We start from the raw sequence: 12,978 nt of genomic DNA on the forward strand, positions 1-12,978 counted from the left end.
CCACTGCAAAGGTTAAATATTGCAAGATAATTTTGAAATTATGAAGGCGCTGATCCTTGCGGAAAACGATTTTGAGGATCTTGAACTCTTCTATCCCTATCATCGCCTGAGAGAGGAGGGCATTGATGTCAGGGTGGCCTCTTCGCAATCCGAACTCAGGGGAAAGCATGGATACACTCTAAAGGCAGATATGCATTACGAGGATGTTAAGCCAGAGGAATTTGCTATTCTCATAATTCCCGGAGGCAAATCTCCAGAGAGGGTGAGGTTGCAGGGCAGGGCCGTTGAGATTACCAGGCATTTCTTCGCAGAGAAGAAGCCCGTTGCAATAATATGCCATGGTGTCCAGGTTCTCATATCTGCAGGCGTGGTGAAGGGGAGAAAAATTGCCTGCTGGTACGGAGTTAAGGACGATCTAATAGCGGCAGGGGGAGAGTTTGTGGACGGCGTATCCGTGGATGGAAATCTGGTATCTGCCAGACACCCTGGAGATCTGGCAGAATGGATGAAGAGTTTCGTTTCTCTGCTCAGGGATAAAAAGTTATTATAAATCCTTGCCATGTCCGATGGGTGAATGATATGAGCTCTTTGGATGATGCAATGAAGATTAGGGAGTTAGTGAAAAGGCATACTGAATGGTTCCGAGATTCATTGCCAATGATAGCCTCTGAGAATCTGATAAGTCCCATGGCCATGGAATTTCTGATCTCAGATCTACACAACAGGTACGCCGAGGGTCTTCCCGGAAAGCGGTATTACCAGGGCAACATATATGTGGATCAGATTGAGGAGCTTACAACCGAGCTTGCCAAGAAACTTTTCAATGTGCCATATGCAGATGTCAGGCCCATAAGTGGAACCAATGCGAATCAGGCGGTTTTATTTGCCCTCACAAAGCCCGGCGACGTTATCACAGGCCCACCCCTGCAGGGTGGAGCCCATATAAGCAGTGCTAAATTCGGTGCCGTTGGGATGCGTGGAGTTACGAAGATCGAGTATCCATTTGATGTTGAGGAGATGAACATCGACGTTGATCTCAGCGCAAAGTTGATCAAGATTGTAAAGCCCAAGTTGGCCCTGTTTGGCATGAGCGTCTTCCTCTTCCCCGCACCCCTAAAGGAATTGCAGGACGCCTTTCAGGAGGCGGGTACAACAGTTTGGTACGATGGTGCCCATGTCCTTGGCCTCATAGCGGGTGGGCAATTTCAGGATCCCCTCCACGAGGGAGCCCATGTGATGACTGGAAGTACCCATAAAACTCTGCCTGGACCGCAGAGGGGAATGATACTTGCAAATCCTCCGGGGGATGAGGAGAAGCGCGATAAGTTCTGGAAGAAAATACAGCGGGGCGTGTTTCCCGGTGTGATAAGCAATCATCATCTCCACCACATGGCTGCCTTGGCAATAACACTTGCAGAGCATATTGAGTTTGGAAAGAGGTATGCAGAACAAGTTGTGAGAAATGCTCAAACCCTTGCTCAGGAACTTTACGAACTTGGCTTCAAGGTTCTTGGAGAGAAGAATGGGTTCACAAAGAGCCACACTGTGCTTGTGGATGTTGTGGCCCAGGGTGGAGGGCGCAAGGTTGCCGAAGATTTGGAAAGGGCCAACATAATCTGCAATTACAACCTTCTGCCCTACGATGATCCCAAGAAGCCGAGGAATCCCAGTGGAATACGCCTGGGTGTGCAGGAACTCACGCGCATAGGAATGAAGGAAGGTGAGATGAAATACGTAGCCGAGCTAATAAAGCGTGTTGCTGTGGATGGGGACATCGAAGGTGTTAAAAACGATGTAAAAGAGTTGAAAAAGGAGTTCAACACCATCCATTATTGCTTCAATGAAGGTGTTGAGGCCTACAGGTTCATGGAGCTCTTCAGCTGAGTTCCACGACCCCATTTTTTATTTTTTCTCCGTAGTCGTAGCCTTTCAGGAACGCTCTTTCGTTAAGGTCAAGGAATCTCTTGGGTATGCGCTCTTCTATTGATTTCCACATGGCGTTCTTTGATACCACCCCTGTTATTGCCGTGAAGAATCCAAGCATAACGATGTTGGCCACTATGGGATTTCCAATCTCCTCTGCAAATCTTGTTGCGGGTATTTTGTAAATTTTGAAGTCCTTTGCCCTTTCGTCAGGTTTCACGAGATCCTCGTCGATTATGAGCGTTCCTCCCTTCTTCAATTTATGCAGGTAGTCCCTGTATGCACTCTGACTCATAAGCACGAGATAATCTGCCTCCAGTACCTGAGGATATGTGATTTTCTCATCGGATATTATAACCTCGCTGGTGCTTGCTCCTCCCCTCGCCTCTGCGCTGTAATCCTGGGTGAAGGCACTCTCTTTTCCATCGTATATGGAGGCAGCCTTTGCAGTTATGTATCCAGCCGTTATTATTCCCTGACCTCCAAGTCCTCCAAACTTAATTTCCAGTCTCATTTTTGAGCCCTCCTTATTATATCCTCATACCTTTCCTCATACGTGGGTATGCCCTGAACATCTCTGAAAACTCCCACAACGATCTTTCCGTTGTAGGTCAGTTCAAGTTCCTCAAAGGATGCATCATCCTTCCTCACGGAATTCTTCTGGAAATAGTGCATCATCTCAAGGGGAGTTTTCATGTCGTTTCTCCTTCCATACACCGTGGGGCACTGGGATATTATTTCTATGACCCGGAATCCCTTGCGATGCAGGGCATTGTATATGGAATTTTGAATCTGCATTACGTGGTAGGTGGTCCATCTGGCAACGTATGGGGCCCCCAGTGATATGGCCAGATGTGGTATGTTGAAGGGCCTATCTGGATTTCCGTAGGGTGTTGTTGTGGTGTATGCCCCTGTGGGTGTTGTGGGGCCATGCTGTCCTCCGGTCATTCCGTATGTGAAGTTATTCACGGCAATTATCAGAAGATCATGGTTTCTGCGGGCAGCATTCACAAAGTGATTTCCTCCGATGGCGAAAAGATCCCCATCACCACTGAAAACCACGACGTTCAGATCAGGTCTGGCAAATTTTATTCCCACGGCGAAGGGTATGCCCCTTCCGTGGGTTGTATGGAAAGAATCCACATTCACGTATCCAGCTGCACGACCGGTGCATCCTATACCGGAAACCACAACCAGTTTATTGGGATCCATCTTGCTTCGGATGAATGCTCTCAAAAATGCGTTCATAACAATACCAATTCCGCATCCTGGGCACCAAACATGGGGTAGCCTGTCCGTGCGGAGAAGTTCTTCCTGCTGCATCCTCATTTCTTCCATAGGGTTCATCACAATCGCCTCCTTATTGCGTGAAGAATCTCCTCAGGCTTGTGAATCTCTCCTCCCATCTTGGGCAGAAGTTCAACATTTCTCGTGTATTCCCTAACCTTGTGGTATATTTGTCCGTAATTTATCTCCGCAACTATGTAGGGTACATCGTACTTCTCTATGAATTTGTAAGGGAATGGCCAGATTGTTATTAGGCGCAGCATTCCCGCCTTGATTCCTTCCTTCCTGGCAAGGTCCACCGCGTATCTCACGGATCTTGATTCGCTGCCCATGGCAATTACTATCACATCTGCATCCTCTGTTTTGTACTCCTCCACCTTCCAGATCTCCTCGGCATGTTTTCTTATCTTATCGTTCAACCTTTTCACAAGTTTTTCCTGGGCCTGAGGCGTGAGTTCAGGATAGCCCTTCTCGTTGTGGGTCAATCCGGAGGCGTGGATCTTGTATCCATCACCTATTCTGGGCATAGGAGGAATGAGATCATCATCTGCCTTGTAGATCAGTGTTTCCTCCGGGGGTGTGGTTGGTCTCTTTCTTTCAATTCTCACTATTTCATCCTCGGGAGGTACGTGAATCTTCTCGTACATATGGGCGAGCATGGCATCGATCAGGAAAATCACAGGTACACGGTACCTTTCCGCGTAGTTGAAGGCATCGATCATGAGGTCAAAGGTCTCCTGCACGCTATCCGGGTAAAGGGATATGATTTCGTAGCTTCCATGTGAGCCCCATTTTGCCTGCATGAGATCTCCCTGTCCTATTAGGGTTGGTAACCCCGTGGAAGGTGCCCCGCGCATGGCGTTTACCACCACAAGAGGTACTTCAGTCATGGCTGCCAGACCTATATTTTCGTTCATAAGAGAAACTCCGGGACCTGCTGTGGCGGTCATGACCTTCTTCCCGGTCCAGGAAGCACCTATGATCGCTGCAATGGAGCCTATTTCGTCCTCCATCTCTATGAACTTGCCCCCTTCCTGGGGAAGACGAAGGGCCATACGCTCAGCAATCTCACTGCTTGGGGTGATTGGATAGCCCGCGTAGAATCTGCAACCTGCTGCAATAGCCCCCTCTGCTGCGGCTATATCACCACTCCAGAAATAGTATCCGGGCTTGATCATTTTATCTCCTCCACAATAATTGCAAAATCTGGACAATACAGTTCACATAGGTGACAGGCGATACACACCTTATTTGGTTCCTTCTCCACAAGTTTTGGTGGGTGATATCCCTTTTCGTTTAGTTTTTCTGATACCTCAAGAACCTTTGTGGGACAGTACTCAATGCAATACCAGCAACCCTTGCATCTTCTCTCATCAATGGTTACTTTGCCTCTCTTTTTTGGAGGCTTTGGTTTTTGCTCACTCAATTTCCACATCCTCCTAATGTTTTTAAAGAGGTATAACGGGATATATAAAAAAACTTGCGGTTTGCCTAATTAATATCTTTGATTTCAAATAAGAACTTTAAAAATGCCATCTTTTTACCATTCACAAGGGAAGATTGATGATGGAAGAAATCAGAAAGGCAAGTGGGCCCGCCCGGATTCGAACCGGGGACCTCCACCGTGTCAGGGTGACGTCATAACCACCTAGACCACGGGCCCTATCTGGGATTATAGAGGAGGGGTATTTTAATCTTATGCTTTTTCATAATTTTTCCTGTTTTTCTTTTTAAATATTAAAATTAATACAATTATAAATGCTAATATTATTGTTGCTATGGAAATTATCCACATAATAGTCTCTGTATTTTTATTTGAGGGATTTAAGAGTATTTCATTGCTTATCATGCTTTCTTCACCGTTTTTATTTACTGCTGTGACATAATATATTGTTGGTTTATCATATTTCTCCTTGATTTTATAAGAGTGTATGTCCCTGGAAACAGAGTCTATTAATTTTCCGTTATTGTATATATTGTATCCAACTATCTGAGAGCTTAGGTATTTGGGGGGCATCCATTCAATAATTTCATATCCTGATTTTTTGATTAATTTTAGATTCTGGGGAGAGCTCGAGAAAATAGTGTAATTAAAAGGTCTATTTTTAAGAGGATGATAATCGTATGCATGAGCATGTCCCATTATTGGATAAGTGTAGTTTGTGGTATTTTCATGATTTTGAGATGTAATGTTGTTTCTCCAGTAATTTCCCTCCTCAGAAGAATTCCAGAAACTGTATGACGGGTAACTGTAATTCCAATAGGGAGATTCTTTTGGATACCCTCCATCATAAGCACTGCTGTTCAAAAATATATTCTTATAGATCCAGTTAGAACCATCATGATTTAAGTATATGCCATATTTTTTATCAAATGCAAATAAATTTTCCTTTATTATATTATCATGAGTAGGTGTATTTATTCCTGCCATGTTAATCCCTTCATTATCGTAAATGAATATATTTTTATAGATGATATTTTGATCACTATCTATGCTCCATACTCCGTAGTAATTCTCAATAAATTTATCGTTATTAATGATACAATATTTATCTGATACCATCAAAATTCCGTTATTATGAGTATAAAAATTCGAGAAATTTATTGTTATATTGGTAGAGAAACCAATAACGATCTCTCCTCTGATCAGAGTAATACTATAAATTAAAGAATGGGAGCTATTCTTTATGAGCAGGGCAATATTATTCACGTTCCAGATAGTCCCATTTTTTATGGTGATATTACTACTATTGAGTATCCAAAATCCTGAGTTTTTGCCATTCATGTCTCTAAATTCAAAATTTTTTACAGTAATATATGTGGAATTTAAAATATAGAACCCCATAAAATCGGAGGTAGAAAAATCAGCATTTATGCTGGAGTTTATGAAAGTAATATGTGTCGAGTTTAGAATTCCAACTCCTATCTCTGCCCTTGTGGAAGAATCATATATTCTTAAATTCTTGAATATCACATAAATTGTAGTATTTGCAATATATAAACCTTCATGGATATCTCCTTTTAGGTTTATCTTCATATTGTAGATCTTATATGGATCATTTTTTGTACCTGTGCCGGAAGCATTGTACATCTTCAAAAATTTAAGGATTTGGGTATTTCCATCTATTTTAAATTTGTATTGAAGATCATTTGGATTAAAATTGTAATCTTCAGTACGGGTATTAATTGTTTTTCCATTTAGGGTTAAGGATAGCCCACCACAAAAAATTAATAATATCACAAAAACTGCAATTATTACCGTGATTTTCATCAAGTGGAATATGCACTTTTTATATATAAATTTTTTAAATGTGTGGTACATACCCCACAAAGTTTAAATACGAATCTCTGCAATGTGGCATTCATGAAATGGAAGGGAAAATTATTTAAGAAGGAAAAGGGTGTTTCGGAGGTATTGGGAAGCATACTGGTTTTACTCATCACTGTAATGCTTTTCTCCACGGTGTTTTACTATGTGGGTACCATGCCCACCCCCCAGCCCAAGATTTACGCTCAGTTTGATGCCACGCTGCACATAGTACCAACCAAAACAGGAGGATATTGCCTGAATATCACGGTGAAAAATGTTGGAGGGGAAAGCTTGGTGAATTGGAGAACGATGTTCATTGTTGTAATTGATTTCACGGCAAAACAGCATATGTTATCCGAATTGAATTTTTCAAAACAACCATCTTTAAGAGATGGTAAATTTTCGCAGGGAGAGAGCTTCTACTATAATTCTACTTGGGATCATTGGAGCTGGCCAAGTAGAGCCGATGTGAAGAGTCTGAACATAGGCATAACCCTCATGGGTAAAAACACAGGGAGCATAATTTGGTCCACAAAGCTTCAGGGTAGAACAAAGATGCCTCCCGTACTTGTGGGTCTAACCTCAACGCCTCCTCTCCCCATACTGGGAAAACCTGCGACGTTTAAAGCAATTGTGTTTGATCCAAATAATCCCGAAAATGTTGGAAACTACAGGGTGTACCTTGATTTTTCTGAAAGTGTTTTGAGGTACAGCATATATGGATCTGCTATAAAAAATATGAGTTATTCCGGAAACAATGTATTCACCTCAATAGTGAATTTTAAGACCAATGATAGCCTGAATATAATGAAGCCCTATACCGTTAAGGTGTGGATAAACGACGGTTCTAACAATATAAGCTATCCTGCACATTTGTATGTCAGCAGAGGTACTGGTAATAGAAATCCAGATCTGTATGTGGACTCTAAATTGATAACGCTGGGAACGCAGACACCCACCCACGGAGACAATGTTCAGGTCTCCGTAACAATTGAAAATCTTGGGGGCAGTGGGGCGAAGTTCCAACTTCGTGTGTTTGATGAGTATCCAGGGTACAAGAGTGCATCAAATCCTGATGGGTTGATACCAATTAAAACCAATTTTGGTTCATCTGAATATCTACCAAGCAAGGATGGGTATTACACCATAGCCGCAGCAGGTCAGACAACAATATCCTTCATTTGGGAGGATGTCGGGGCAAATGCTCAGGGCAACACCATAGTTTCTAAGGTGTCAGGTACCCATCATCTTGTTTTCCAGATAATAAATGTTACACCAATAGAAAATCCCAATAAGTATCCTGATACCACTTCCATATCCCTAACGGTTTTACCTAGCATACTTCTGGTGGATGATGATGGGTACGCTGAAGGTGCAAATCTTGATACAAGCAGGTACTATAAATATTATTTAGATACGGCAGGATATAAATACACCGTTGATAAAAGCACAATAGATACTGTGCAGTTAAAAAGTGATATAGACTCCCATGATCTCGTTATATGGGAAACAGGATATAAAGATAATCCGTTGACCTCTACCCAAGCATCTATTTTACAGGATTATGTGGCGAATAAAGGTGGTGCTCTATGGTTAATAAGTCAGGAGATTGGAGAAACCAATTTACGTACGGTTCTTGATGATCCTTCCATAAATGTTCAGAAGGCTCAGGATCCAACATCAATTGTTAAAATCGAAGGTGTCTCTGGAACCCCAATAAATCTCACGCTTTCAAGTGGAAGTTTAATAAGTGATAATCTCACCAACAGAGATAATGCTCCCAATGGAAATGACACCATCTATCTATCCAACCTGGGATCTTATAAACCTTTTATTGAAGGTTTTACTGAGAATTCTTACCAACAAAATCCAGTGGGTGTTTACAGAGAGTTTTCCAACGGTGGAAAGATTGTATTTACAGGATTTGAAATTTCTAGAGTGAGACATTATTATTCTCAGGATTTCATAGCGTATCGTATACTTAAATGGCTTGCCAACATTACTGGTAGAGCAGGTAATGATCTTGCAGTGGAGGACATGATAATAACCCCAAGGGATCCTTTATACAAGCAACCTGTGCATATAAGTGTGATAGTGTCAAATAATGGGGGGAGTCCTCTTTCTAGTGAGGTATTGCTCCTGGTGGACGGAATAAACACACTTAACATAAATACCAAAAATCCAAATTCTACTGGTACCATCCCGCCAGATGGCGGTTTTGTTACTGTGAACTTTACATGGATCCCCACCCAGCCAGGGAAACATATTCTTACTGCAATTGTTGATCCTTATAATAGGATAAAGGAAACGAATGAAGAGAATAATATTATAAATACGGAGATTGTTGATACCCGTGTATTTGTGCATTTTTCCACACTGGTGGTTTATAATGGTACTCAAACATATTCCATAAATGAAAAGGATAGCATCATTTCAACCTTGAATGTCCTAGGATATAAATATAAAGTGTTGGATATTTCCAAAACACCATTGCCTCAGGGATATTCTGATGGTACCTATTTTGCTCAGTATAACCTGATATTGTGGGCAGATGCAAAAATAGGAAATAGGGATGTAAAGGCGATAGAGGATTCCATGAGCAATAATCCAAATACCGGACAATTATTCATAGGAAGTCATATTTCTTATTACATATCTTCGGATTCCTCATTTATGAATTATCTGCAAATAAACTCAATGACTAAAAAATCTACAACCACGGATAGTGTGATTTTCGGGGTAAATAACGTTAATAGCATTACTAATGGTGTTTCAGTTATACTGGCACCCACGGGGATGTACAATATATCCTCAAATGGAGGTATGGCTTTATTCTCCAAATATGGGGGAACTTCTCTGGGTTATGAATCCCTTGAGAACATTTCATCCGAATATTCAAAGATCATACCATCCTATGGCTATGGGATAATCTCAAAAGTTTCGGTTAGCGGTGCTAAATATGGCATTCTCCCCTTTGGAATAGAGAACATAATTGGAATCTTTGGATTAAAAAATGCAAGCATTGCCAAACCATACGATCCGGCCAATCAGGGAAGAGCATGGATTCTCTTCAGATTATTCAGATATTTTGGTTTCAACTCATCAAAACCAGAGTTGGCGACATTCACATCAGATATCCAGATAATCTACGGAGGGGATAACCCAAATCTACCCCCAATAATTGGCAGATCATATATGCTCAGGACAAGGGTGTACAATTACGGTTCTGAAGGCTCTAATGCAATAGTTCGTTTCTACGATGATTTTGAATGGATTGGAAGTAAAACGGTATATGTGCCTCCTGGGAAATATGCTCAGATTGAAATTGATTGGACACCAATGTTTGCTGGTTCAGCCAGGCATATAAGGGTAATTGTTGATCCTCTAAATGAGGTAATGGAGACTCAATTTAATGGTACATCCTATAATGGAAAAGAAATATTCAACTTCAACAATGAGGCTATAAGGACTGTTACAGTTTACTATTTCTGGGACAATATGGAAAATGGTGCAGGAAACTGGGAGCATGAGGCTACCGTTATGGATATAAATGGAGAGAGTCCCTTGGATTTCGTAAACAGGGAAGATGTGAATACAACGGTTATAGGAGATTGGGACTGGAGTTTGAGCGGAGATACTGATAGTAGTGGTACTTATCATAGGGACAATAACATATTCAACTCCACAGATCCTGATGTGGTTGATTTCACCGGTGGTGCACATCACTCTGCTCCAAATGCATTCTGGATGCCAGAAGCTCCCCGTGCAGGCGCAAGAAAACCGGTTGATGTAATTTTTGTGATAGATACATCTGGAAGTATGAACACTACTGTTCCTGGAGCAAGTGTGGGTGATGTAAATGGAGATGGTAAGTCTAATACAAGAATAGATGTGGCCATAAAGGCTGCGGAAGATGCAATATCCGAATTGGGAGATAATGATAGGGTGGCAATTTTTGCATTTGATCAGAATGGTGATGGCCATCCACAGAAATTACTGGACTTCACATATGCCACGCAATCCAACATAATAGATCGGAAACTGACACACTTATATGCTAAGGGTGGCACTCCCCTTTATGATACTATCTCTTGGGCAGTATATTACATGGATAACCATGGTCGTTCCACTGCAGTGAAGGGAATTCTTGTTTTGACCGACGGATTGAGCAATGCAGACACCTATGGAACAGCGGATGGTAATCAGTATATATATGCTCCAGGGACAGGCACAGAAGAAGTTGAGGATGGTGTAATAAATAACTATGTGAAGGGTGTAACTAGCGGATTGATCAAAGTTCCATATTCAATGATGACAATAAGCATTGCGCCAAATGCATGGGACGGGCGTTTGTTTGCACTTGGAAACTCCTCCACAGGTAATGTTTCAATGGCACTGTTTGAAAGTAAACCTGATGCCATAGAAGGTGCATTTACTACATTTATCTCGCTTCTTACGCAGACGGCATCCACAGGAGGCCTTAGGGCAACCATAATTTCCAATCTTGGAGCGGTGGTTTTCTCTGATGGTTTCAGGGATACTTCCTGGAGCAGTCCTGGATGGATGGGGAGATGGATACATCATGATTTCTATATTAAGTCAACTAATGATAGAAACAAATATTATAAAAGTCAGAGTGATGGATGGACAAACAAATACTGGGTAGCGCAAACTGATAGGGATGGTGCTTACCTTGAACATAAGGTTTATCCCTACGATGTTCTCCACTATCATTATCCTGGGAGCTATACTATTAGGAGTGCTAATATAAGTTTCTGGGTGGGAGTGAACTATAATGATATATATTACCCAGACGCAATAATAAAGGTCTATGCAGGTGGGACTCTTATTGCTACATTAAACAATGTATTAAATGGTGTAACTAGGGATGTATATGGAACCAATTACAAAATAGATTATATGGATAAATATGAGGCCTACTGCTATGTGGAAATACCGCCAAACATCAGAGATCTTAATAGTTATGATATCAAAATAGAAGTTCAAAGTACCAATAGTATTATAGGTATAGACGATGTGATGGTGGTGTATCATATTGATTACACACCTCCGTCGCATAATTCTGGGGTACCTCCAACTTATTCCCATGTTGTGCACCCCGATGTAAACTACACCTACCTCATCACACCTCCAGTTGATGTTAGTGGTGCCAAGAAGGTCCTGTTGAGTTTCTGGACAAAGTACTGGATGACTCAGGGTACGAATGGTGGAATAATGTACATGTGGGGTTCAGATGATGAGACCACATGGACATGGGACCAGAGCCACCGGTATTACATTATGCCCACTCAATCTTATACGGGAAATCTCAAAATTTCTGGAGTGAATAACAATCTTACTAGTGGTGGGCCAAAAATAAATGGCCAACGCACAGGACTTATAGATGCAAAATCAACCCATCCATATTGGTGTTTCAATGGTATAAGCGGATCTGGCACATTTGGCTGGGATTACATAGAAGTTGATCTGACCCATTATCTTAAAGAGACCAACTTCAGGTACATACGCATTGTGTTCATGCTCGTTCAGTTTGGTGGCTTACCTCCAAACGGTGGCTGGAACCCTTCAATGGGATGGTATCTGGACGACGTGAAAATAAGTGTGACTTCCGATGGACATAGAGATCTCTGGCAACTTCATAATTTTGGAGGCTCTGGAGCAACAGAGGCCCATTCTGGAGATTACGCCTGGGCATATGGAAATTCAACTAATAATTGGGCATTGCCCAGGGGAGTGGACTCCTCCCTGATCACAAAGCAGATAGACCTTACAACTGCCAGAACCGCCAGACTCTCATTCTGGATAAGGTTCAATTTGAATTCTGCGGCCGGTATCCCACCAGCCACGGTGCGCGTTGAGGTAAGCGACGATAACGGTATGACATGGCAGTCAATAACCTATGGTGTGCGCATAGGGTGGGGCGCGAGTGGCACTGGAGGTATGGCGGGAACAAGTGCAAATAATAACTATGGATGGGTCAACTCTGGAACTTTGGCAAGAATTAACTGTGATTTAAGTGGCTGGGCTGGGCATACTATTATGATAAGATTTCGGGTAGTGACAAACAACACAGATTATCCTACATATTCCAGTTCTTCTGATCCATACGGGGTGTTCCTAGATGATGTTGAAGTTTATGGAAATGGATATGCATCCACAATAGGTGTGTCTGGTAACTACCTGTGGGATAGCTCAGGAAGCACAACAGCATCGGTGCAGGATACCCATAACATATCAGTGCCCCATAAACTTCCGATCAGGCACAGAGCAAATGCAACCTCGAAATTCGGAATAAATTATGAAAAATTGGAAGTGCATATGTCTTGCGCAGGCAGTGAAATTCAAAATTCGGAGATGCCCATGCACAACGAATTTTCAATGCTCACGAGGGTTGCTGTGCCCATTGAAATCGCGGCTGCAGACAGCCGTATCTGATT

At 42.1% G+C, this 12,978-nt stretch carries 8 protein-coding genes and 1 tRNA gene; 3 read left to right on the forward strand and 6 right to left on the reverse strand.

Going from position 1 to position 12,978, the window contains the following annotated elements; translation table 11 throughout:
* Window positions 1-40 precede the first annotated feature (40 nt).
* Both AC0S1O_RS04315 and glyA read left to right on the forward strand, forming a co-directional pair.
* Window positions 41-550, forward strand: coding sequence for a type 1 glutamine amidotransferase domain-containing protein (locus AC0S1O_RS04315; protein ID WP_475393113.1), 510 nt, complete (start codon window positions 41-43; stop codon window positions 548-550).
* A 29-nt stretch (window positions 551-579) separates the two neighbouring features.
* Window positions 580-1,884, forward strand: a complete 1,305-nt coding sequence (gene glyA / locus AC0S1O_RS04320) for a serine hydroxymethyltransferase (protein WP_475394467.1) — start codon at window positions 580-582, stop codon at window positions 1,882-1,884.
* Here glyA and AC0S1O_RS04325 read toward each other — a convergent pair.
* The 6 genes from AC0S1O_RS04325 to AC0S1O_RS04350 all read right to left on the reverse strand — a co-directional run bounded on the left by AC0S1O_RS04325 (window position 1,877) and on the right by AC0S1O_RS04350 (window position 6,481).
* A complete protein-coding gene (locus AC0S1O_RS04325) occupies window positions 1,877-2,437 on the reverse strand; it encodes a 2-oxoacid:acceptor oxidoreductase family protein (protein WP_475393114.1) in 561 nt (186 codons plus the stop codon). The genes glyA and AC0S1O_RS04325 overlap by 8 nt on opposite strands.
* A complete protein-coding gene (locus AC0S1O_RS04330) occupies window positions 2,434-3,270 on the reverse strand; it encodes a thiamine pyrophosphate-dependent enzyme (protein ID WP_475393115.1) in 837 nt (278 codons plus the stop codon). Before AC0S1O_RS04330 ends, AC0S1O_RS04325 begins: the two co-directional genes overlap by 4 nt.
* The gene (locus AC0S1O_RS04335) at window positions 3,270-4,388 is read right to left on the reverse strand and encodes a 2-oxoacid:acceptor oxidoreductase subunit alpha (protein ID WP_475393116.1); all 1,119 of its coding nucleotides are present in this window, start codon (window positions 4,386-4,388) and stop codon (window positions 3,270-3,272) included. Before AC0S1O_RS04335 ends, AC0S1O_RS04330 begins: the two co-directional genes overlap by 1 nt.
* Window positions 4,385-4,645, reverse strand: a complete 261-nt coding sequence (locus AC0S1O_RS04340; protein ID WP_475393117.1) for a 4Fe-4S dicluster domain-containing protein — start codon at window positions 4,643-4,645, stop codon at window positions 4,385-4,387. The genes AC0S1O_RS04335 and AC0S1O_RS04340 overlap by 4 nt, the downstream gene beginning before the upstream one ends.
* Before the next feature lie 154 nt (window positions 4,646-4,799).
* Window positions 4,800-4,873, reverse strand: a tRNA-Val gene (locus AC0S1O_RS04345).
* 33 nt (window positions 4,874-4,906) lie between these two features.
* Window positions 4,907-6,481 (reverse strand): NosD domain-containing protein, encoded by a 1,575-nt coding sequence (locus AC0S1O_RS04350; RefSeq protein ID WP_475393118.1) that lies wholly within the window; start codon window positions 6,479-6,481, stop codon window positions 4,907-4,909.
* A gap of 93 nt (window positions 6,482-6,574) precedes the next feature.
* Between AC0S1O_RS04350 and AC0S1O_RS04355 the strand changes: the two genes are divergently transcribed.
* Window positions 6,575-12,976: a CARDB domain-containing protein gene (locus AC0S1O_RS04355; protein WP_475393119.1), complete on the forward strand. Its 6,402-nt coding sequence runs from the start codon at window positions 6,575-6,577 to the stop codon at window positions 12,974-12,976.
* The last annotated feature ends 2 nt before the right edge of the window (window positions 12,977-12,978 follow it).

Source organism: Candidatus Aciduliprofundum sp. HYA1, assembly GCF_056175085.1.

What these genes read in the sequence shown, in the direction of transcription:
- glyA (WP_475394467.1), top strand. Translation starts at nt 580, where the DNA reads ATGAGCTCTTTGGATGATGCAATGAAGATTAGGGAGTTAGTGAAAAGG.
- AC0S1O_RS04350 (WP_475393118.1), bottom strand. Translation starts at nt 6,481, where the DNA reads ATGAAAATCACGGTAATAATTGCAGTTTTTGTGATATTATTAATTTTT.
- AC0S1O_RS04325 (WP_475393114.1), bottom strand. Translation starts at nt 2,437, where the DNA reads ATGAGACTGGAAATTAAGTTTGGAGGACTTGGAGGTCAGGGAATAATA.
- AC0S1O_RS04330 (WP_475393115.1), bottom strand. Translation starts at nt 3,270, where the DNA reads ATGAACCCTATGGAAGAAATGAGGATGCAGCAGGAAGAACTTCTCCGC.
- AC0S1O_RS04335 (WP_475393116.1), bottom strand. Translation starts at nt 4,388, where the DNA reads ATGATCAAGCCCGGATACTATTTCTGGAGTGGTGATATAGCCGCAGCA.
- AC0S1O_RS04315 (WP_475393113.1), top strand. Translation starts at nt 41, where the DNA reads ATGAAGGCGCTGATCCTTGCGGAAAACGATTTTGAGGATCTTGAACTC.
- AC0S1O_RS04340 (WP_475393117.1), bottom strand. Translation starts at nt 4,645, where the DNA reads ATGTGGAAATTGAGTGAGCAAAAACCAAAGCCTCCAAAAAAGAGAGGC.
- AC0S1O_RS04355 (WP_475393119.1), top strand. Translation starts at nt 6,575, where the DNA reads ATGAAATGGAAGGGAAAATTATTTAAGAAGGAAAAGGGTGTTTCGGAG.